The organism is Pseudomonas cremoris, assembly GCF_014230465.1.
The window spans coordinates 129,305-151,234 of the sequence record NZ_JAAXCY010000001.1; the positions used below are offsets into that span (position 1 = coordinate 129,305).

The following is a 21,930-nucleotide window of genomic DNA, read 5'->3' on the forward strand; positions in this document are numbered from 1 at the left end:
CACCCGGTGGTATTTTGCAAAAATTTACCTGTCACCACTCGACTAAACTCCCACTATTCTTGCTTCCCAAGTGCAATCTCACAGTGTTTGAAACAGGTGACATGCTTTGGAGAAGAAACAGTATCGATTTGGCGGGGCGAACACGCTGAGCATCCCGGTTCAAGGTAGAAGCGGTGGAGGTAACGACGGAGGCTCAGGCCTGGAAAAGCGCCTGGGCCTACTGGAAAAGAGGCTAGCTGAAATGAAAGAGAAGCTATTCGCCGTTTCGAGCAAGACAGACTCCATTGAAAAACACTTCGCTACCCGAGCGGACCTTGCTACCACTGAATTGAATCTCATCAAGTGGTACGTAGCAACGGCGTTCGCAATGACGGGCTTGGCCTGCGCCATCACCTTCGGGCTCACTCGCTTGCTGGCGACCTGAGTGTCGCCGCAGGCGTATTCGCCTCCTTCTGGAATACAGCCCTACATCAACAGGTAAAGCAGCACGATGTTCACGACCAGCATCATTAATGCCGTGGGAATCTGAGCCTTGATCACTGCGTTCTTGTCCGGCAACTCCAGCAACGCCGCCGGCACGATATTGTAGTTGGCAGCCATCGGGGTCATCAGGGTTCCGCAGTAGCCGGAGAACATACCGATCGCCGCCATCACCGCCGGGTTACCACCGTAGATGCCGACCAGCACCGGCACGCCGACACCACCGGTCATCACCGGGAAAGCAGCAAAGCCATTACCCATGATCATCGTGAACAGCGCCATGCCCAGCACGTAGACCATCACCGCTACCAACTTGAAATCCAGGTTGATGTAAGTGGTGGTCACATGGGCGACCGCCGTACCCACGCCTGCTTCATTGAACAGCAACCCAAGCATCGCCAGCATCTGCGGCAGCACCATGGCCCAACCCAAGGCTTCGGTAAGGCGGCGCGATTCACGAAGCGCCTGCACGGGCGTATCACGGGTCAGCCAGCAGGCCAAGCCAAGCGCAATCAGGCAGCCGATTCCCAGGGAGACGAAGGTGGTATTTTTCGGGTCCAGCAGCGGCACGCCGCCAACTTCCGCGTGTTTAAGCACGACGGAGCCGATCACTGTGGTCAGGGGGATGGCCAGTGCCGGGATAAACAACTTGTGCCTAAGGCGACCGGCACTGGCGCGGGAGGCTTTGTCATGCAACTGCGCATGCTGGCCGCGCCCCACACCTCCCATGCCCGCGATCAACGCCATTACTACCAAGCCTGCGCCGATAGCCACCGACGGCAAGCGTTCACCCACCAGAAATGGAATGGCAAACAGCAGCCAGAACAGGGCACTGGAGCAGCGTTTGGGATGGGTTCGGTCGATCAGGATCATGCCTGCGGTAATCAACAACAGGACACCGGCCAGCCAGTAAAGATATTGAATGGAGATGATCATTGCGCGGGCTCCACTGGCGTGGTGACGGGCGTCAGTTCACGGGTGAGCTTTCGGTCAAACCGATGGAGCCGGATCGCATGAATGATAAACGCGCAGATCGCTGTCGGAATGCCCCACACCGCAATATGCAGCGGTTCGACATCGATTCCCGACCCGAGCAGGAAAGTGTGCATCAACGCAATCGCACCGAAGGCAACAAAGATGTCTTCGCCAAAAAACAGCCCGACATTGTCAGTCGCGGCGCACATCGCGAGTACCTTATGGCGCAGCTTGTCCGGCAGTTTGCCGTAGCGTTTTTCTGCCGCCCCCTCAGCCATCGGCGCCAGCAGCGGGCGTACCATCTGCGGGTGCCCGCCCAAGCTAGTCAAACCCATCGCTGCTGTGGATTCACGTACAAACAGGTAGATGATCAACAAGCGCCCGACCGTGGCGCGTTCGAACCGTGCGATCCAGTTCTGCGCATGCAGGCGCAACCCGTGGCGCTCCAGCAGGCCAATGACCGCCAGGGGCAACAACAGAATCAATTGCAGGGCGCGGGTCTGAAGGAAACCATCGCCCATGGTGGCAAGAATTTTCTCCAGCGGAAAATGGGCGGCAAGCCCGGTAGCGATCGCGGCCGCGGTCACCACCAGCAGCGGATTGAAGCGCAAGACAAAGCCAACCACGATGACAAGTACGCCGATCAACGGCCATAAGTTCACAACAGTTTGCATGGCGGTAAGGTCCTTAAATGCGCGCTGCGGCGCCATGAAAGCAGGATGTGAACAAAGGGTTCACAGCAGGAAAGTGGCGTGCAGTCGGCTCGGTTTTTTATTGTTGACCCGGAAGGTCGAGCGTCAGTGGCGGCAACTTTGCTGCCTGGGGCGAAAGGTGTCCAACAAGAAAAATTGTTGCTGCAGACCAATAATTCTTGTGGGTGATTGACGCCAACACGTAACAAGATGTGGACAGACCGCGAGGGATTCACGCATCGTATCGCCGCCCGCTCACTGGGCTACCGCCTCTTTCACCACTGTTGTGGATATGGAAACTCAATGAAAACCAAAAAGGTCTTGATCGCCCTCTCCTGTGCCGTCGCACTGTCCATGCTCGGCGGCTGTGCTGCCAAGGTCAAAAGCGGTGGCAGCGCCGCACTGGCGATCCCGGAATCCGCCAAACAGAACCTGGTGGTCAGCATCAAGGGCGAAGGCCAGGTCGAGCAAAACCCGGATTGGAACTTGCTCAAGCGTGACTGGAATAACGCACTTCAAGTCGAAGCTCGACAGGCTGGATTCAATGTCACAGAAAGCCCTTCGGTGACCCCAACTGGTCAAGACGGCGTGGGCATCAATATCAACGTCAGCAAGTTCCGCTACATAGAACCGGGCTCGCGCTACGTCGCCGGTGCGCTGGTGGGTAACGCCTGGGTATTTTCCCGTGCCGACTATTCCGACCTGAAATCCGGTACGCCAATCGGCTCGCGGACCTACGATACGTCGTCGTCGGCTTGGGAGGGCGTTGCGTCAGCCATGACGCAAAAACAGGTACAGGCCATTGCCAAGCAGATGATCAGCGACATCAAAAGCGCCAAGGCTAAGTAAAAAACCACCTTGAGCGAATTTCTTGAGTTCATCTGGAAACTGATTGGCCTGGTGTTCAACCTGCTCGATCTCAGCACCTACTACACCCCACCACGGCGAAAACGCGTGTTTTCATTCGGATTCGTGATGTTTTTGCTGTTGGTGGCGGTGGTTGAACTTATGCTGCTTCAAGCCTGGTATGGAAGCGCTGGTTAGAACGCACGCCGGCCATGGCCAACCTTTACTGAACAAGGGGCTGCACCGGTGACTTCTCCCACCCCACCTGTTTCCGATACCACCCTGAGCGTACAAGCCCGCCTGATTGCCTTGGTCGTCGCCGTCACTTTCTTCATGGAGAACCTGGACGCCACGGTCATCGCCACAGCGTTGCCGACCATGGCCGCGGCCTTCGGCGTGACACCGGTCGACATGAACATCGGTATCACCGCCTATATCCTTGCCGTAGCGATCTTCATACCCCTCTCCAGCTGGATCGCCGATCGCTTCGGTGCGCGCCGGGTCTTTGCCGGCGCGATCGTCGTATTCACCTTCGCCTCGCTGCTCTGCGGGCTGAGCCAGAGTCTTGAGATGTTCGTCTTTGCCCGCGTCCTGCAAGGTATAGGCGGCGCGTTGATGGTGCCTGTAGGGCGGCTGGCGGTACTGCGCAATACCGATAAAAAAGACTTGGTAAAGATGATCGCAATCATCACTTGGCCAGGCCTGGTGGCGCCGATCCTTGGGCCATTGGCCGGAGGGTTGATCGTGACCCATGCATCATGGCCCTGGATCTTCTATGTGAACCTGCCGCTCGGCGCACTGGCACTGGCCGCTGCACTATGGCTGGTTCCTGAGGGCCGCGAAGCCAGTGTGCGCAAGTTCGACGCAAAAGGTTTCGTGCTGCTGGCGGGTGCGTGCGTGGCACTGCTTGGCGGGCTGGAGTGGCTGGGCAGCCAGTCCGGTGAAAGGCTTCTCCCGGGCATAGGATTGGTGTCAGCAGGGATATTACTGGCTGTGTGGGCTGTGCATCACTGTCGACACTACGCCAACCCATTGCTGCCGCTGGAAACCCTGTCGATCAATACCTTTAAAGTCAGCATCTACGGTGGCTCACTGTTCCGCTTGGCCATCAGCGCACTGCCGTTCCTGCTACCGCTGCTGTTTCAAGTCGCCTTTGGCTTATCACCGGTGGATGCGGGATTGTTGGTACTGGCAGTATTCGCCGGCAACCTGGCGATGAAACCCTTCACTACAGCCATCATGCAGCGCTACGGTTTTCGCAAGGTGCTGCTAGTGAATGGGATGATCGGCGTGGTGTCGATCGCGGCCTGCGCGCTTTTCACCGCGCAGACACCGTTTGCCCTGATTGCGGCGTTACTGTTCGTGGGCGGCTTGTCACGCTCGATGCAGTTCACTTGCTACAACTCAATTGGCTTTGCAGACGTACCCAAAGCACGCATGAGCGAGGCTTCGGCACTGTTCAGCATGTCGTTCCAACTGGCCATGGGAATGGGCGTGACAGTCGCGGCGCTCTTGCTGCGTGCATCAATGACAGTGCAGGGGCATGAGGTCCATGCCCAGGCCGGGGATTTTCGAGTAGCGTTTATCGGAGTAGCGCTACTGGGGATATTGGCGCTGGTGGATGTATATCGGCTGCCGACAGGTGCGGGTGAAAGTGTGCTGACGCGCGCTTGAACACATCAGCACACGCTCCGTGCACTCAGGCCGTGGTGCTGACCATTGAACCCGACGTACTGCCACCCTCCTGAGTGAGGGCTTGCAGCAGCGCGGAAGTCGCCGTCTGCAAGGCCGCTGCAGTCGCTGCAATCTGTGTTTGTGCCGCAGCAACGGCTGCTGCTTTAGCATCTTCACTCTGGTTGCTGGACTGTACGTCTTGCAAGGCCTGTTGCTGCTCTTGAAGCTGCTTTTGCAACTGCTCGATCTGCTTCTTCAACTCTTTGACCGTATCGGAATCATCCGAACTTGATGCAGCAGTCCCCGTGCCGCCTGCACCAGCAGCACTTTGCGAACCCGCTTTCATATCGACAGTCAGGCCGCCAGTGCTGCTCGTACTGGCCTTGGCTGCGCTATTGCTGCTCGTGGCATCTGTCGGGCTGGCAACGCTTGCAAGACTTGGTAGGGAGGCGAGACCGCTAGTGTTGATAAGCATGCCAGATGTCCGATGGCGAGAAAGTACCCACTGCATCGGCCTGGCAGATGGATACTTTAGAGATACGCGGATATTTCCGCAGGAAAAATTCCAGACAACAAAAAAGGGCCCACCTTTCGGTGAGCCCTTCTAGACCGCCCAGCAGAGCGGATTTTGTTTGGTAGGCGCGATTGGACTCGAACCAACGACCCCCACCATGTCAAGGTGGTGCTCTAACCAACTGAGCTACGTGCCTGCTGTGAGGCGGCATTCTACGGAATTCCGAAGGGGTGTCAACATCTTTTTTGCAGCTAACCCTATGAATATGCGAATTTTTTATTTGCTGCGGGTACACCCGTGATTTTCGGGTGGCTGGCAGGCAATTTTCAACTCAGGTAGGATCGGGGCACTCGTAAAAAATATAAAACAGAGGTTCCAGGATGGCGAACACCCCCTACCCCCAGTCGTATTACGCCGCTTCCGCGAATTCGGTGCCGCCTCGTCCGGCACTCCAAGGCGAGGTCGAAACTGATGTGTGTGTGATTGGTGCCGGCTACACCGGCCTCTCCAGCGCATTGTTCCTGCTGGAGAACGGTTTTCGCGTGACCGTACTGGAAGCCGCCAAGGTGGGCTTTGGCGCGTCCGGCCGCAACGGCGGGCAGATCGTCAACAGCTACAGCCGTGACATCGACGTGATCGAGCGTAGCGTCGGTCCCAAGCAGGCGCAGTTGCTGGGGGACATGGCATTTGAAGGCGGCAAGATCATCCGCGAGCGAGTCGCCAAGTATCAAATCCAGTGCGACCTCAAGGACGGTGGCGTATTCGCCGCGCTCAATAGCAAGCACATGGGCCACCTGGAGTCACAGAAGCGCCTGTGGGAGCGCTACGGCCATAAGCAGCTGGAACTGCTGGACGAACGCCGCATCCGCGAAGTGGTGGCGTGTGATAACTATGTCGGCGGCCTGCTGGACATGAGCGGCGGGCATATCCACCCGCTCAACCTGGCACTGGGTGAAGCGGCGGCCGTGGAATCCCTGGGCGGCACAATCTATGAACAGTCCGCCGCGGTGCGTATCGAACGCGGCGCAAACCCGGTGGTGCATACCGCCGAGGGCAAGGTCAGGGCCAAGTTCATCATCGTTGCAGGCAACGCCTACCTCGGCAACCTGGTGCCGGAGTTGGCGGCCAAGTCGATGCCGTGTGGCACACAAGTGATCACCACCGCTCCCCTGGGCGATGAGCTGGCGAAGACGCTGCTACCGCAGGATTACTGCGTCGAAGACTGCAACTACCTGCTGGACTACTACCGCCTCACCAGCGACAAGCGCCTGATCTTCGGCGGCGGCGTGGTATACGGCGCGCGGGACCCGGCGAATATCGAGGCGATCATCCGCCCGAAAATGCTCAAGGCCTTCCCGCAGCTCAAGGACGTGAAGATCGACTACGCATGGACCGGCAATTTCCTGCTGACCCTATCGCGCTTGCCGCAAGTGGGACGCCTGGGTGACAACATCTATTACTCCCAAGGCTGCAGCGGACATGGCGTGACGTACACGCACCTGGCAGGCAAGGTGCTGGCGGAAGCATTGAGAGGCCAGGCAGAGCGTTTTGATGCGTTTGCCGGATTGCCGCACTACCCATTCCCAGGCGGGCAGCTGCTGCGCACACCGTTCGCGGCACTGGGGGCTTGGTATTACGGTCTACGGGATAAGCTGGGCTTTTGAACACTTGTAGTGAGCGGGCTTGCCCCGCTCACTACAGCACCAAATCGCAGACACAAAAAACCCCGGTCTTTCGACCAGGGTCTTTGCTATCGGATCAAAGTAGCCAGTGGCTTTCTTTGTGCTTCAAGGCGTTCAGTGGGCCTTGAGGCAGATATGGCGCAGCGGACGGGACTCGAACCCGCGACCCCCGGCGTGACAGGCCGGTATTCTAACCGACTGAACTACCGCTGCGTATCGCTTGAGCAGTTGAACGTAAACCCTCAACCGTCTTTAAACATCTGATCGATCAACCTTGGCTGTTCAATCTCAAACCTGACGAGTCAGGCCTGGAAAATATGGCGCAGCGGACGGGACTCGAACCCGCGACCCCCGGCGTGACAGGCCGGTATTCTAACCGACTGAACTACCGCTGCGCGTCGGTGCAACTTTTAACGTTGCGTCTTACCCGAAGGTAAAACTCTCAAGAAGTGGTGGGTGATGACGGGATCGAACCGCCGACCCTCTGCTTGTAAGGCAGATGCTCTCCCAGCTGAGCTAATCACCCTTTGCTTCGTTGAGGCCGCGAAATTTACGCAGGTAGCGGACCTAAGTCAATAGCCTGCTTGAAGTTTTTCTGAAAAAGACAAAATTGCTTCAAGACGACTATCCGCCCTACTCGCTGTAAATCATCTTCTTGCTCATGCCGCCGTCCACCACAAACTCTTGTCCGGTGACAAAACCAGCTTGGCGCGACAACAACCACGCAACCATCGCTGCGACATCCTCCACGGTACCGACCCTACCAGCCGGATGCTGGGCATGATCGGCATCGGTCAAAGGCTCAGCACGACGCGCCGCAGGATCACGCGCATCAATCCAGCCGGGACTGACCGCATTGACCCGCACTTCCGGCCCAAGGCTCATCGCCAATGCATGAGTGAGGGCCAACAGGCCGCCCTTGCTCGCCGCATAGGCCTCTGTATCCGGCTCGGATTGTCGGGCCCGGGTCGACGCCAGGTTGACGATGGCGCCGCCGTGGGCGCGCAAATAAGGAGCACAGTGCTTGGCCAACAACATCGGCCCACTGAGATTGACCGCCAACACACGATTCCAGTAAGCCAGATCCAGGCTTTCCAGCGTGATATTGCGCGGATCAGCGACCGCTGCATTACACACCAGTGCATCCAGGCGCCCAAATTGACCCAATACCTCGGCGACACCCTGGGCGACCTGTTTTTCGTCCGCCACGTCCATGGTGATAAACCAGGCATTCTCGCCGAGCACCTTGGACACCTTGGAGCCGCGCTCACGGTCCAGGTCGGTCAACACCACCTGCCAGCCCTCACTGATCAACCAGGCGGCAATCCCGAGGCCTATGCCTCGGGCTGCGCCGGTCACCAGCGCGACGCGCCCATTGCTGGCCGCCGCTGCTTCCATGGACCACTCAATCACAAGGCGGCCAGCCCGCGAGCCAGGTCAGCCTGCAAGTCGGCCACATCTTCCAGGCCTACCGCGATGCGGATCAGGCTGTCACGGATGCCGGCAGCTTCACGCTCCTGCGGCGCCAGACGCCCGTGGGAAGTGGTGCTCGGGTGCGTAATGGTGGTCTTGCTGTCACCCAGGTTGGCGGTGATGGAGATCAGTCGCGTGGCATCGATAAAGCGCCAGGCCCCCTCTTTGCCGCCCTTCACTTCAAAACTCACCACGGCACCGAAACCACGCTGCTGGCGCTGGGCCAGTTCGTGTTGCGGATGGCTCTTGAGACCGGCGTAGTGCACTTTCTCGATACCCTCCTGCCGTTCCAGCCACTCGGCCAGCGCCTGAGCGTTGGCACAATGGGCCTTCATGCGCAGGCTGAGGGTTTCCAGGCCCTTGAGGAAGATCCACGCATTGAACGGGCTCAAGGTCGGGCCAGCAGTGCGCAGGAAGCCGACGATTTCTTTCATCTGGTCACTGCGCCCAGCAACCACGCCGCCCATGCAACGACCTTGGCCGTCGATGAACTTGGTAGCCGAATGCACGACGATGTCCGCACCTAACTTCAGCGGCTGCTGCAGTGCCGGGGTGCAGAAGCAGTTGTCCACCACCAGCATCGCGCCCTTGGCGTGAGCCACTTCGGACAACGCGGCAATGTCCACCAATTCGGCCAACGGGTTGGACGGCGATTCAACGAACAACAGCTTGGTATTGGCCTTGATCGCCGCATCCCAACCGGAAAGATCCGCCAGGGGCACGTAGTCCACTTCGATACCAAAGCGCTTGAAGTACTTCTCGAACAGGCTGATGGTCGAACCGAACACACTGCGCGACACCAACACATGGTCGCCAGCGCTGCAAAGGCTCATCACCACTGCCAGGATCGCTGCCATGCCTGTCGCCGTGGCAACGGCCTGCTCGGCACCTTCCAGCGCCGCGATGCGCTCTTCGAACGCACGCACAGTCGGGTTGGTGTAGCGCGAATACACATTGCCCGGCACCTCGCCGGCAAAGCGTGCGGCGGCATCCGCAGCGGTGCGGAATACATAGCTGGAGGTGAAGAACATCGGATCACCGTGCTCACCTTCCGGCGTACGGTGCTGGCCGGCGCGCACAGCCAGGGTATCGAAAGCTACGCCATCGAGGTCGCTGTCCAACCGACCGGCATCCCATTCCTGACTCATGCTGCCACTCCTTACTCGATTCTTTATTTAAGATACAAAACCGGCCCCTCAGGGCCGGTGTCTACTCAGTTGTTGTACAGGTCTATGATCGCGCTGACCGCCTGGGTCTTGATCTTCGACGAGTCGTTACGCGCCTGCTCGATCTTGTTCAGGTAGGCCTCATCGACGTCACCGGTCACGTATTTGCCGTCGAACACGGCGCAGTCGAACTGGTCGATCTTGATCTTGCCACCGCCAACAGCCTCGATCAGGTCCGGCAGGTCCTGGTAGATCAGCCAGTCGGCGCCGATCAGGTCAGCCACATCCTGTGTGGTGCGGTTGTGGGCGATCAGTTCGTGAGCGCTTGGCATGTCGATGCCATACACGTTCGGATAACGTACGGCAGGCGCCGCGGAACAGAAGTATACGTTCTTCGCACCGGCTTCGCGGGCCATCTGGATGATCTGCTTGCACGTGGTGCCGCGCACGATGGAGTCGTCCACCAGCATCACGTTCTTGCCGCGGAACTCCAGCTCGATGGCGTTGAGCTTCTGGCGCACCGACTTCTTGCGCGCCGCCTGGCCCGGCATGATGAAGGTACGGCCGATGTAGCGGTTTTTCACGAAGCCTTCGCGGAACTTGACGCCCAGGTGGTTGGCCAGTTCCAGCGCAGCGGTGCGGCTGGTGTCCGGAATAGGGATGACCACGTCAATGTCGTGCTCAGGACGCTCGCGCAGGATCTTTTCGGCCAGCTTCTCGCCCATGCGCAGACGCGCCTTGTACACGGAAACGCCGTCGATGATCGAGTCCGGACGCGCCAGGTACACGTGTTCGAAGATGCACGGGGTGAGTTTCGGTGCCACGGCGCACTGACGGGTGTGCAGTTTGCCATCTTCGGTGATGTACACCGCTTCGCCCGGCGCGAGGTCGCGGATCAGGGTAAAGCCCAGCACGTCCAGGGACACGCTTTCGGAAGCGATCATGTACTCGACGCCTTCGTCGGTGTGACGCTGGCCGAATACGATCGGACGGATGCCGTGCGGGTCACGGAAGCCGACGATTCCATAACCGGTGACCATGGCCACTACCGCATAACCACCCACGCAACGGTTGTGCACGTCAGTCACGGCGGCAAACACGTCCTCTTCGGTAGGCTGCAACTTGCCGCGCTGGGCCAGTTCGTGGGCGAACACGTTGAGCAGCACTTCCGAGTCGGAGCTGGTGTTGACGTGGCGCAGGTCAGATTCGTAAATCTCCTTGGCCAGTTGTTCAACGTTGGTCAGGTTACCGTTGTGCGCCAGAGTGATGCCGTAAGGCGAGTTGACGTAAAACGGTTGAGCTTCGGCCGAAGTCGAGCTACCCGCTGTCGGGTAACGCACATGGCCAATGCCCATGTGCCCGACCAGGCGCTGCATGTGACGCTGGTGGAACACGTCACGTACCAGGCCATTGTCCTTGCGCAGGAATAACCGGCCGTCGTGGCTGGTCACAATACCGGCAGCGTCCTGGCCGCGGTGCTGGAGGACGGTTAGCGCGTCATACAGCGCCTGATTGACGTTCGACTTACCGACGATACCGACGATGCCACACATGCGACGCAACCCCTACTTAATGAATCTTGACTGAACACAGCTTACTGAGGCGTTTTGGCCGGCAAGAGGTGTTCCTTGAACGGAAGATCAGCGGGTACGCTGATTCCGCTGGCCAGCCACTGACTGCTCCACCCCAAAATGAGGTTCTTGGACCAATCTGCAACTAATAGAAATTTTGGCACGAGCACAGACTCCTGCCACCACGAATCCTGCTGTACTGGTCCCAGGCTCAACAGCCCGACTGCCACAACCACCAGTAACGCGCCTCGCGCAGCACCGAAGGCCATGCCGAGAAATCGATCGGTCCCGGAGAGGCCGGTGACACGTATCAACTCGCCAATAAGATAATTGACCATTGCCCCCACCAGCAGCGTGGCGATGAACATGATGGCGCAGCCCGCGATGACGCGAGCCGAAGGTGTCTCGATGTATCCAGCCAGGTAGACCGACAGTGAACCACCGAACATCCAGGCTACGACTCCTGCAATGATCCAGGTCAGCAACGACAGTGCTTCTTTTACGAAGCCGCGGCTTAGACTGATCAAAGCGGAGATGGCGACGATTGCAACAATCGCCCAATCAACCCAGGTAAATGGCACGTTTGAGCCTACGGACAGATAAGGCGGCGCATTTTAGCAGAGCGCCGGGCTATCGGTAAGCTGTGATTGTCGATGCCTTGCAAATCAGTAGTTTGGGGTGAGCGAATCGACTTTCAATGCCACCCCAAAAACCAATGTGGGAGCGGGCTTGCTCGCGAAAGCGGTAGGCCAGTCAATACAGATGTCGACTGATCCACCGCTTTCGCGAGCAAGCCCGCTCCCACATTTAGATCGCATTGCCAGCCAAAGCCGGCAATTGTTCAGCCGCGCTCAGGCTGGAAGCGAGTCACGAACCCCTTCAGATTTTGCTGGCGATCCAGCAAATCCCGCAGGCGATCCGCCTCGGCACGCTCGATCAACGGCCCGATAAATACCCGGTTCTTGCCGTCTGCACTGCGGATATAAGCGTTGTAGCCCTGGCTGCGCAACTTTTTCTGCAGCGCCTCGGCACCATCACGATTGCCTAGGCTGGCGACCTGGATCGACCAACTGATCGGCAGGCCATTGGGGTCGATACGGCTTTGACCCACGTCCGGCTTACCCGGCGCAGCAGGTTGCGGCGCCACAGGCTTGGGCGTCGGCGCCGGCGCAGCGGGCTTGGCCGCCACGGCCGGCGCGGGAGCTGGCTTGACCACCGGCACGCTTGGCTGCACTGGCATAGACGGCGCCTGCTGCGCGGCCACTTCATCAGCGCTCGGAACCGGCTCATCTTCCGGCAAGGCCTGCGGCTCGGGCACTACCACGGGTTCAACCTGAACTTGTGGCACCGCAGGCGTCTGTGGCGCGGCAGGTGCCTCGACGACAACCTGGCGCTCTTCGTCCTGACGGGAAAACAACATCGGCAAGAAGATCACTGCCAACGCCACCAGAACCAGGGCTCCGACCATCCGCTGCTTGTAAGCGCTATCCAGTAATGCCATGTGCAGCTTCCTCCGTGGAGCGCCGGGCCAACCACTCTAACGCCTCGGCAACACAATAAAATGATCCGAACAACAGAATTTCGTCGTCAGGCGTGGCAACCGCGCACTGCGCCTCAAGGGCAGCGGCAACGCTTGCATACGACGCCACAGGCGCACCAAGGTTCTGCAAAGCGACCTCCAGCTCGGCGGCCGGGCGACTGCGCGGCGAATCCAGCGGTGCCACGGCCCAAGCCTCGACATTAACAAGCAAAGGCGCAACCACACCCTCCAAGTCCTTATCGGCCAGCAAACCGAACACTGCAAGGCGACGACCGACCGGCGGCGTGCGCGACAAGCGTTGCGCCAGGTATTCAGCCGCATGAGGGTTATGCCCAACATCCAGCAACAAGTTCAGGCGCTTGCCCTGCCATTCGAATGCGCGACGATCCAGGCGCCCGACCACACGGGTCGCCTGCAAGGTCGCGGCAATCTGCTCGGCATTCCACGGCAGGTCCAACAGCAAGTAGGCCTGCAGCGCGAGCGCGGCGTTTTCCATGGGCAGGTTGAGCAGCGGCAGATCGCGTAACTCTACCGCCTGACCACTTGCATCCTGACCGCGCCATTGCCAGTGCCGATCACCGATTTCAAGATTGAATTCGCGGCCCCGCAGGAAAAACGGGCAATCCAGTTCGCGCACCTTGTCGAGCAAGGTATGCGGCGGGTCAATATCACCACACAGCGCCGGCTTGCCCTGACGGAAGATCCCGGCCTTTTCATAGGCCACAGACTCGCGGGTATTGCCCAGGTAATCGGCATGGTCCACGCCGATGCTGGTCACCAGCGCGACGTCGGCATCCACCACGTTGACCGTATCCAGACGCCCGCCCAGGCCGACTTCCAGAACGACCACATCCAGTTGCGCACGCTCGAACAACCAGAACGCCGCCAGGGTGCCCATCTCGAAATAAGTCAGGGAAATCTCGCCACGCCCGGCATCGAGTGCGGCGAAGGCTTCGCAGAGTTGCTCGTCAGTGGCTTCGACGCCATTGAGCTGCACCCGCTCGTTGTAACGCAGCAAGTGCGGGGAATTGTACACGCCGGCTTTCAGCCCTTGGGCTTGCAGCAGCGCGGCGACAAAGGCACAGGTAGAGCCTTTGCCGTTGGTGCCGGTCACCGTGATTACGCGCGGTGCCGGGCGGCCCAACCCAAGGCGGGCCGCTACCTGTTGCGAGCGCTCCAGGCCCATGTCGATGGCGGACGGATGCAACTGCTCAAGGTAGGCGAGCCATTCGCCGAGGGTACGTTGGGTCATAGGTTTGCAGGCACCGGCGGCACGACGATCGGTTCAACTTTAGGCGCGACGTACACAGGCGTCGGCAAACCCATCATTTGCGCCAGCAGGTTGCCCAGGCGTGGACGCAGCTCACCGCGCGGGATGATCAGGTCGATGGCACCGTGCTCCAGAAGGAACTCGCTACGCTGGAAGCCTTCCGGCAGCTTTTCGCGCACGGTCTGCTCGATCACGCGCGGGCCAGCAAAGCCGATCAGGGCCTTTGGCTCGCCGACGATCACGTCACCCAACATCGCCAGGCTCGCGGAAACGCCGCCGTAGACCGGGTCGGTCAGCACGGAGATGAACGGGATGCCTTCTTCACGCAGACGCGCCAGCACCGCAGAGGTCTTGGCCATTTGCATCAGGGAGATCAGGGCTTCCTGCATACGCGCACCACCGGAGGCGGCGAAGCAGATCATCGGGCAACGATTTTCCAGGGCGTAGTTGGCGGCGCGAACAAAACGCTCACCGACGATGGCCCCCATGGAGCCGCCCATGAAGGAGAACTCGAACGCCGAGACCACCACCGGCATGCCCAGCAGCTTGCCGCTGACGGAGATCAGTGCGTCTTTCTCGCCGGTCTGCTTTTGCGCGCCGACCAGACGGTCCTTGTACTTCTTGCTGTCGCGGAACTTGAGACGGTCAACCGGCTCCAGGTCTGCACCCAGCTCGTTACGGCCGTCAGCGTCGAGGAAGATGTCGATACGGGCGCGGGCGCCGATACGCATGTGGTGGTTGCACTTGGGGCAAACGTCCAGGGTCTTCTCCAGCTCCGGGCGATACAGCACCGCGTCGCAGGATGGGCATTTATGCCACAGACCTTCAGGAACCGAGCTTTTTTTCACCTCGGAACGCATGATCGAAGGGATCAGTTTGTCTACTAACCAGTTGCTCATGCTTTCTTTCTCCAGTACCGGTGGCTTGAACACAGCCCCGCGTATGCCCTTGAGCTAAATTCATATGTGGCGATAACGCATACAGGACGGGGTCAGACGTTCGACCTGCCTTTTCCCGCATGCGCCCTCAGCCTTCCAGACAACCTGCCGAGCAGGGTTGCCACTTCGTTTCCGGGCCACCCACAGGCGGCGCCGGGCTGTTTTACACAGTGGTAGTTATGGACGGCGGCAGACTGCCAGCCGTCACATCCCGACACTGCTGTCGCGCACAGCCTGCATGAATGCGCGAATCTTGTTGTGATCCTTGATGCCCTTGCCCTGCTCTACCCCCCCGCTGACATCCACGGCATACGGACGAACCTGCTCGATCGCCGCCCCGACATTCGCGGGGTTGAGCCCCCCGGCCAGGATGATCGGCTTGCTCAAGCCCTCGGGAATCAGCGACCAGTCGAACGCCTCACCGGTACCACCGGGCACGCCCTCGACATAGGTATCCAGCAGAATTCCGCGAGCGCCGGTGTAGGCAGCACAGGCAGCGGCGATGTCATCCCCGGCCTTTACGCGCAGCGCCTTGATGTACGGGCGTTGGTAGCTCTCACACTCATCAGGACTTTCGTCACCGTGAAACTGCAGCATGTCCAGCGGTACGGCATCCAGGGTTTCGTTGAGTTCGCAGCGGCTGGCGTTGACGAACAACCCCACGGTGGTCACAAACGGCGGCAGTGCAGCGATGATCGCCCGTGCCTGCAACACGTTCACCGCCCGCGGACTCTTGGCATAAAACACAAAGCCAATCGCATCCGCCCCCGCCGCGACTGCCGCCAGCGCGTCTTCTATGCGGGTAATCCCGCAAATCTTGCTGCGAACGGCTGGCATATCGTGAAAACCTCAGGGTTTGGACCGAGAAAGTCCCGGATGGTAACAAAAGCTTTTCCGGGCGTCAGCCGCCAAGTTCGCTGAAACCTGTGAGGAAGTGTGGCCCGATGAAACGTTCCGGCAGCTCGAACTCGTCGCGGTACTCCACATCCACCAGATAGAGGCCGAATGGATGCGCCGTCACACCACCGGTACGACGAATGCGGCTTTCCAATACTTCCTTGGCCCACTCCACCGGGCGCTCGCCGGTGCCGATAGTCATCAATACCCCGGCAATGTTGCGCACCATATGGTGCAGGAACGCACCGGCGCGGATATCCAGCACAATCATCTTGCCGTGGCGGGTTACCCGCAGGTGGTGGACTTCCTTGATCGGCGACTTGGCCTGGCACTGGCCGGCGCGGAAGGCACTGAAATCATGCACACCCACCAGGTGCTGCGCAGCCTCGGCCATGCGCTCGGCGTCCAGCGGGCGGTGGTTCCAGGTGATTTCTTCGTTCAGGTGCGCCGGGCGAATCTGGTCGTTGTAGATCACATAGCGATAACGCCGGGCGATGGCCTTGAAGCGCGCATGAAAATGCGCAGGCATGACCTTGGCCCAGCTGACGCTGACATCATGCGGCAAATTGATATTAGCGCCCATCACCCACGCCTTCATCGTGCGTTCGGCCTGGGTATCGAAGTGCACCACCTGGCCGCACGCGTGCACACCGGCATCGGTACGCCCGGCGCACATCAGCGACACCGGAGAATCAGCGACCTTCGACAGCGCCTTCTCCAGGGTTTCCTGCACCGTCAGCACGCCGGATGCCTGGCGCTGCCAGCCGCGATAGCGCGAGCCTTTGTATTCCACGCCCAGGGCGATGCGGTAAAAGCCTGCGGCGGCCATTTCGGCAGCCGCGTTATCTATATTTGCCAAGAACTGAGAGCCTGATGAGTTGCGCAAAGGCGGGCATTATAAAGGGGCGGAAGCGGGACGGGCGCTTTTGTTGTGGATTGACGCGATCCAAATGTGGGAGCGGGCTTGCTCGCGAATGCAGTGTGTCAATCACTCTATGCGTGCCTGATCCACCGCATTCGCGAGCAAGCCCGCTCCCACACAAACCCACTCTCACATTAGATTTGCGTCGTCCGTTAGATGCGGCCGAGCATTTCCTTGGCCTCGCCACGCTGGGACTCATCACCCTCGGTCAACACTTCGGACAAGATGTCCCGTGCGCCGTCCGCATCACCCATATCGATATAGGCCTGGGCCAGGTCGAGCTTGGTGGCAACCTCATCGGTGCCCGACAGGAAATCAAATTCCGGCTCATCCCCGCCCAACGCCGCATCCTCAGCGGTAAAGGATGGCTCGATGGACGGATGCTCAAGGCTCTGGGACAGTCGATCCAGCTCAGCATTGACATCATCCAGTTCCGACGCGAAGGCGTCCGGCTGGGCGGCCACTTCCGGCTCGTCCGCCAGGGACAGGTCGAAATCTTCCGGCAGGTCGAAATCATCCAGCGCCGCAGGAGTCAGGGTCGGCGGCTCGACAGCGGACACATCTTTCATCTGGTCTTCCAGACCCGAGAGAAAGTCATCGTCCGAACGCGTCGAGGCTGGCGCATCCAATTGCAGATCCAGGTCCAGGTCGAAGTCCGACAAGTCGTCCGGGCTGACCTTGGCTTCGGTCTGCTCCTGCAAAAGCGATTCAAACGTCTGCTGATCGTCTTTGACTTCAGCAGGCGATGCGGCTTCCAAGTCGTCCAGGCTGAGGTCGAAATCAGTGTCGAATGCCTCTGGCTCTGGCGCCGGGGCAGCCGGTTTGTCTTCCAACAGGTCCTTGACGTATTGAGCGTCCAACGCAGCAGCAGCAACCGCAGCGCTGACACCTGCCGCCAACACGGCCATGGCCGGGAAGCGCGACTTGAGCTGCTCGACCTGGGCGTGGTTGTTACCATTGGCCACCAGTTGACGCTCCTGGGTGACAAAACCGTCCTTGTCGCCCTGCAGGCCGTAGACCTCCATCAGCTTCAAACGCAGATCGCTACGCTTGGGCTCATGCTTGATCGCCTGCTCCAGCACGTCAGCCGCCTGGTTCAGATGGCCACGGTCGATATGGGACTGGGCTTGTGCCAGCGCATCGCTAGAGTTTTGCGGCGCGACAGCAACTGCCAGCGGCGCCAGCACGGAAGCAACGGTTGGCACCACGACGGCCGGCTCAACCACTGGCGCAGGCGCCGGAGCAGCCGCCAGCTTCACGGTCGGCGGTGGCACTTCGAGCCCCTCAAAGCTGTCCGGCGGCAGGTCGTGATCGATATTCGAGGCAAACTCCGGCTCTTCAGCCAGGGCCCGCGCCATGCGCAGGTGTTTTTCCTCTTCGCGGCGGGCATTGCGATGACGCGCCCACAACAGCAGGAGCAACAGCACCAGCAGGCCGGCGGCACCGCCAACCACACCGAGGATGATCGGGTTGGTCAGCAGGTCGTTGAATTTACCTTCCGGGGTAGCAGAGGGTGCCGCTTCAGGCTTGACCGGTTCGACAGCAGGCGCGGCAGGTGCCGCGGTGGCTGTGGCAGCAGGCGTCGACGCAGGATCACCGGCCAACTGAGCCGGCATTGCGGCCGCAGGCGCCCCGCTGGTGTCGCCTTTTTCAGCCTGCAAACGGGCGAGTTGATCGTTTTTCAGTTGAATCAGCTTTTGCAGCTTGTCCAACTGACTTTGCAAATCTGCCGCGCGACTTTTCAATTCTTCATTGTCGCGACGGGTGGTGTCGAGTTGCTCTTGGGTCATCGCCAGCTTGTCGTTCAAGGAGGAGCTGTCCCCTGCCTTGCCTTTGGCACCCTTCTTCGCCGCTTCAGCAGAGACGAGGCTCAAGTTGTCCTTAGCGCTGGTGCTCGACGGCGCATTGCCAGGCTGGGTGCGCTTGGTTGCGTCCAATTGCTGCTTGCCCGCCGCCTGGTTAGTGGCCGAGCGACGACCTTGACGCCAAGCAGCGTTTTGCGCGGTCACTTCGGCAATCGCCTGGGACTGCGGCAAGCTGGTCGCTTGCACGCGATCCGGAAGGCGCAGTACCTGGCCGGTCTTCAGGCGGTTGATGTTGCCATCGATAAACGCGTCTGGGTTCAGCGCCTGGATGGCCAGCATGGTCTGCTGGACCGACGCGCCATTGCGGTTCTTCTCGGCAATCTCCCATAAGGTATCGTGAGACGTGGTGGTGTGCTGGGCAGCCTTGCTGGCGGCAGGCGCGGTGTTTGCCGGCGCGCTCAAGCGAGGCGCGGGCGCAGCGGCGGTCGGTGCCGCCTGTTCGAATTTGGCCGGATCGAGCAGCACGCTGTAGTCGCGCATCAAGCGGCCGTTGGGCCACTGCACCTGCAACAAGAAGCGTACGTAGGAGTCCGGCAGCGGCTTGCTGGAAGTGACGCGCACCACACTGCGACCACTCGGGTTGATCACCGGGGTAAACGTCAGGTCATTCAGAAACGCCTGACGATCAACGCCGGCGTCCACAAACGCCTGGGACGACGCCAGGCTCGGTGTGATCTCGGAAGCCGTGAGGCCACCCACATCGAGCAATTCGATTTCCACCGACAAAGGCTGGTTCAACTTCGACTTGAGGGTCATTTCCCCCAGCTGCAGCGCCTGCGCCATACCGGAGGACAGCGCCGAGGCGGCCGCTATTGCTAACACCAGTTTGCGAACTTGAACCATAGCCTCATCCTTTGTTTGAACACTCCCCGGCCTGCGAGAAGGTTGGTAACCGCTGCCATAAGGCATGGCGAGCCGATAGGTCACCGACGCGCTTCTATTCCTGCTTGGGGCCAAGCATAGCGCCTGGTTAGAATCAATCTACAAATTGCCGCCAAGTATCTTTTACACAAGGTCTTTTATCAACAACTGCGCCAGCTGTACGGCGTTAAGGGCAGCCCCTTTGCGTACGTTATCTGACGTCAGCCACAGATTTAGTTCCGCCAGGTCGTCCACGCCTGCACGAACCCGTCCTACATACACAACGTCCTGACCCACCGCATCACCAACCGCAGTCGGGTAATCGCCCTCTTCGACCAGCTCTATACCTGGCGCCGCATCGAGAACGCGATTCACCGCGGCGAGGTCGACCGGTGCGCCCAATTGCAGCGACACAGTCAGGCTATCGCCAAAAAACACCGGGGCTTGAACGCAGGTTGCGGAAATCTTTAGCAAAGGAGTTTCCAGTACGGCACGCAGCTCATGTACGAGACGTTTCTCCAGGGCCGTATGACCTTGTGAATCTGGCGTGCCGACTTGCGCCAACAGGTTGAAGGCAACCTGACGATCAAAGAACTGAGGCTCCATCGGGCGCACGTTCAACAGCTCAGCCGTTTGCCGAGCCAACTCGCTGACCGCTTCACGGCCCAAGGCCGACATTGCAAGGTTGGCGGTGACGCTCACACGCTGGATGTCCAGCAAACCACGCAACGGCGCCAGCACTACCGCAAGGTTGGTGGCGGATGGGCTTGGGCTGCTGAGCTGGAAAGGCTTTTTCAGGCGCCTCAGGACGTGAGCATTAGCCTCCGGGACAACCTGAGGCGCTTGATCTGCCGGCAACGCGCCCGACAAGTCGATCACCGCGCAACCGGCTGTCGTAGCGCGCGGGGCAAAACTGAGGGTCACTGCCGGCCCCGCAGCAAAAAACGCTAGCTGCACCTTTTTGAAATCAAACTCGTCAACTTCCTTGACCCGCACGTTCTTGCCGCGAAACGGTACCGATGCGCCGGCAGAGTTGCTGCCCGCCAACAAATGCAGGGTGCCCACCGGGAAGTCCAGCTCTTCGAGAATCTGCACCAGGGTTTCACCAACGGTGCCGGTGGCGCCGATCACGGCGATTTCAAAGGTCTGGGTCATGGGGGCTGCCTCGGGCATTGCGGGGGGAGCGGCACTTTACCGGGTGCTTGGGGGGGAGGCAATTGGCCCTGCTTTTGCGGTGGGGCTGATGGCCTCTTCGCGAGCAAGCCCGCTCCCACATTTGATTGCATTTCAACTGAGGGAACACGGTCGAATGTGGGAGCAGGCTTGCTCGCGAAGAGGCCCGAAAAAACAACAAAAAACCCGCGCCTGTCACCAGGGCGCGGGTTTCTCTTACTGCCTCAAGCGATCAACGCTCCAGCAGAATCCGCAGCATGCGACGCAGCGGCTCGGCCGCGCCCCACAGCAGTTGGTCGCCAACAGTGAATGCACCTAGGAACTGGCTGCCCATATTCAGCTTGCGCAGACGGCCAACCGGTACATTCAGGGTACCGGTAACCTTGGTCGGGCTCAGCTCCTGCATGCTGATATCGCGGTTGTTCGGCACCAGCTTGACCCATGGGTTGTGCTGGCTGATCAGCCCTTCGATGTCGGCGATCGGCACGTCTTTGTTCAGCTTGATGGTCAGCGCCTGGCTGTGGCAGCGCATGGCGCCGATACGTACGCAGATGCCGTCCACCGGGATCGGGCTCTTGAAGCGACCGAGGATCTTGTTGGTCTCAGCCTGGGCCTTCCACTCTTCGCGGCTCTGGCCGTTCGGCAGTTCTTTGTCGATCCATGGGATCAGGCTACCGGCCAACGGCACGCCGAAGTTCTCGGTCGGGTAGGCATCGCTGCGCATGGCTTCGGCCACACGACGGTCAATGTCGAGAATCGCGCTGGCAGGGTCGGCCAGTTGATCGGCAACGGCTGCGTGGGTAGCGCCCATCTGCTTGATCAGCTCACGCATGTTCTGCGCGCCGGCACCGGAGGCCGCCTGATAGGTCATGGCGCTCATCCACTCCACCAGGCCGGCTTCGAACAAGCCGCCCAGGCCCATCAGCATCAGGCTGACGGTGCAGTTGCCGCCGACGTAGTTCTTGGTACCGGCATCCAATTGCTGGTCGATGACCTTGCGGTTCACCGGGTCCAGGATGATCACGGCGTCGTCCTGCATGCGCAGGCTCGATGCCGCGTCGATCCAGTAACCCTGCCAGCCCGCTTCACGCAGCTTGGGGAAGACTTCACTGGTGTAGTCGCCGCCCTGGCAGGTCAAAATCACGTCGAGGGTTTTCAGCTCTTCAATGTTGTAGGCGTCCTTGAGCGGGGCGATATCCTTGCCCACGGACGGCCCTTGGCCACCAACGTTCGAAGTGGTGAAAAACACCGGCTCAATAAGATCGAAATCCTGCTCTTCCAGCATCCGCTGCATGAGCACGGAACCGACCATACCGCGCCAACCGATCAGACCTACACGTTTCATCGCAACTACACCTTGTTAAAAAGTGGGCCGCCTTGCAGCAACAACT

General features: G+C 59.8%; 20 protein-coding genes and 4 tRNA genes. 5 read left to right on the forward strand and 19 right to left on the reverse strand.

From position 1 onward, the window contains the following. Positions 1-106: 106 nt before the first annotated feature. On the forward strand, positions 107-424 hold the full coding sequence (locus HF257_RS00570) for a hypothetical protein (protein ID WP_233081208.1): 318 nt from the start codon (positions 107-109) through the stop codon (positions 422-424). Between the two features lie 41 nt (positions 425-465). Here HF257_RS00570 and HF257_RS00575 read toward each other — a convergent pair whose 3' ends face one another. Both HF257_RS00575 and HF257_RS00580 read right to left on the reverse strand, forming a co-directional pair. Further along, the gene (locus HF257_RS00575; RefSeq protein ID WP_185704126.1) at positions 466-1,416 is read right to left on the reverse strand and encodes a DUF979 domain-containing protein; all 951 of its coding nucleotides are present in this window, start codon (positions 1,414-1,416) and stop codon (positions 466-468) included. After that, positions 1,413-2,129: a DUF969 domain-containing protein gene (locus tag HF257_RS00580; protein WP_185704374.1), complete on the reverse strand. Its 717-nt coding sequence runs from the start codon at positions 2,127-2,129 to the stop codon at positions 1,413-1,415. The genes HF257_RS00575 and HF257_RS00580 overlap by 4 nt, the downstream gene beginning before the upstream one ends. Positions 2,130-2,450: 321 nt before the next feature. Between HF257_RS00580 and HF257_RS00585 the strand changes: the two genes are divergently transcribed. From HF257_RS00585 to HF257_RS00595, 3 genes are read left to right on the forward strand one after another with little or no spacing between them, the layout of a single operon-like run. Further along, complete coding sequence (locus tag HF257_RS00585) at positions 2,451-2,996, forward strand: DUF4410 domain-containing protein (protein WP_185704124.1); 546 nt, start codon at positions 2,451-2,453, stop codon at positions 2,994-2,996. A gap of 9 nt (positions 2,997-3,005) precedes the next feature. Continuing rightward, on the forward strand, positions 3,006-3,191 hold the full coding sequence (locus tag HF257_RS00590; RefSeq protein ID WP_185704122.1) for a hypothetical protein: 186 nt from the start codon (positions 3,006-3,008) through the stop codon (positions 3,189-3,191). 48 nt (positions 3,192-3,239) lie between these two features. Next, positions 3,240-4,667: a DHA2 family efflux MFS transporter permease subunit gene (locus tag HF257_RS00595; RefSeq protein ID WP_185712013.1), complete on the forward strand. Its 1,428-nt coding sequence runs from the start codon at positions 3,240-3,242 to the stop codon at positions 4,665-4,667. A gap of 25 nt (positions 4,668-4,692) precedes the next feature. Here the strand turns inward: HF257_RS00595 and HF257_RS00600 are convergent, their stop codons facing one another. Continuing rightward, positions 4,693-5,142, reverse strand: a complete 450-nt coding sequence (locus HF257_RS00600) for a hypothetical protein (protein WP_185704118.1) — start codon at positions 5,140-5,142, stop codon at positions 4,693-4,695. A gap of 158 nt (positions 5,143-5,300) precedes the next feature. Further along, positions 5,301-5,377 (reverse strand) — tRNA-Val (locus tag HF257_RS00605). A 184-nt stretch (positions 5,378-5,561) separates the two neighbouring features. On the opposite strand from HF257_RS00605, the gene HF257_RS00610 reads away from it, so the two are divergent. Continuing rightward, the gene (locus HF257_RS00610) at positions 5,562-6,845 is read left to right on the forward strand and encodes an NAD(P)/FAD-dependent oxidoreductase (RefSeq protein WP_185704116.1); all 1,284 of its coding nucleotides are present in this window, start codon (positions 5,562-5,564) and stop codon (positions 6,843-6,845) included. A 154-nt stretch (positions 6,846-6,999) separates the two neighbouring features. On the opposite strand, the gene HF257_RS00615 is transcribed toward HF257_RS00610, so the two are convergent. The 15 genes from HF257_RS00615 to asd all read right to left on the reverse strand — a co-directional run bounded on the left by HF257_RS00615 (position 7,000) and on the right by asd (position 21,884). Beyond that, a tRNA-Asp gene (locus HF257_RS00615) sits at positions 7,000-7,076 on the reverse strand. A gap of 105 nt (positions 7,077-7,181) precedes the next feature. After that, positions 7,182-7,258 (reverse strand) — tRNA-Asp (locus tag HF257_RS00620). 55 nt (positions 7,259-7,313) lie between these two features. After that, positions 7,314-7,389 (reverse strand) — tRNA-Val (locus HF257_RS00625). Positions 7,390-7,496: 107 nt separating this feature from the next. Continuing rightward, complete coding sequence (locus tag HF257_RS00630) at positions 7,497-8,261, reverse strand: SDR family oxidoreductase (protein ID WP_065892472.1); 765 nt, start codon at positions 8,259-8,261, stop codon at positions 7,497-7,499. 11 nt (positions 8,262-8,272) lie between these two features. Next, the gene (locus HF257_RS00635) at positions 8,273-9,484 is read right to left on the reverse strand and encodes an O-succinylhomoserine sulfhydrylase (protein WP_185704114.1); all 1,212 of its coding nucleotides are present in this window, start codon (positions 9,482-9,484) and stop codon (positions 8,273-8,275) included. A gap of 65 nt (positions 9,485-9,549) precedes the next feature. After that, on the reverse strand, positions 9,550-11,055 hold the full coding sequence (purF, locus tag HF257_RS00640) for an amidophosphoribosyltransferase (RefSeq protein WP_065904549.1): 1,506 nt from the start codon (positions 11,053-11,055) through the stop codon (positions 9,550-9,552). 41 nt (positions 11,056-11,096) lie between these two features. Continuing rightward, entirely contained in the window at positions 11,097-11,654 is a 558-nt protein-coding gene (locus tag HF257_RS00645) for a CvpA family protein (RefSeq protein WP_003192538.1), read from the reverse strand. Between the two features lie 260 nt (positions 11,655-11,914). Beyond that, positions 11,915-12,574 (reverse strand): SPOR domain-containing protein, encoded by a 660-nt coding sequence (locus HF257_RS00650; protein WP_185704112.1) that lies wholly within the window; start codon positions 12,572-12,574, stop codon positions 11,915-11,917. Next, positions 12,558-13,865, reverse strand: coding sequence for a bifunctional tetrahydrofolate synthase/dihydrofolate synthase (folC, locus tag HF257_RS00655; RefSeq protein ID WP_185704110.1), 1,308 nt, complete (start codon positions 13,863-13,865; stop codon positions 12,558-12,560). The genes HF257_RS00650 and folC overlap by 17 nt, the downstream gene beginning before the upstream one ends. Further along, a complete protein-coding gene (accD, locus tag HF257_RS00660; RefSeq protein WP_005789754.1) occupies positions 13,862-14,782 on the reverse strand; it encodes an acetyl-CoA carboxylase, carboxyltransferase subunit beta in 921 nt (306 codons plus the stop codon). Before accD ends, folC begins: the two co-directional genes overlap by 4 nt. 243 nt (positions 14,783-15,025) lie before the next feature. Then, entirely contained in the window at positions 15,026-15,658 is a 633-nt protein-coding gene (locus HF257_RS00665; protein ID WP_185704108.1) for a phosphoribosylanthranilate isomerase, read from the reverse strand. 64 nt (positions 15,659-15,722) lie between these two features. Beyond that, positions 15,723-16,547: a tRNA pseudouridine(38-40) synthase TruA gene (gene truA, locus HF257_RS00670; protein WP_101272132.1), complete on the reverse strand. Its 825-nt coding sequence runs from the start codon at positions 16,545-16,547 to the stop codon at positions 15,723-15,725. Positions 16,548-16,792: 245 nt separating this feature from the next. Then, positions 16,793-19,348: a FimV family protein gene (locus HF257_RS00675; protein ID WP_185704106.1), complete on the reverse strand. Its 2,556-nt coding sequence runs from the start codon at positions 19,346-19,348 to the stop codon at positions 16,793-16,795. Between the two features lie 162 nt (positions 19,349-19,510). After that, positions 19,511-20,521, reverse strand: a complete 1,011-nt coding sequence (locus HF257_RS00680) for an aspartate-semialdehyde dehydrogenase (RefSeq protein WP_185704104.1) — start codon at positions 20,519-20,521, stop codon at positions 19,511-19,513. A 250-nt stretch (positions 20,522-20,771) separates the two neighbouring features. Next, positions 20,772-21,884, reverse strand: coding sequence for an aspartate-semialdehyde dehydrogenase (asd, locus tag HF257_RS00685; protein WP_185704102.1), 1,113 nt, complete (start codon positions 21,882-21,884; stop codon positions 20,772-20,774). Positions 21,885-21,930: the final 46 nt, after the last annotated feature.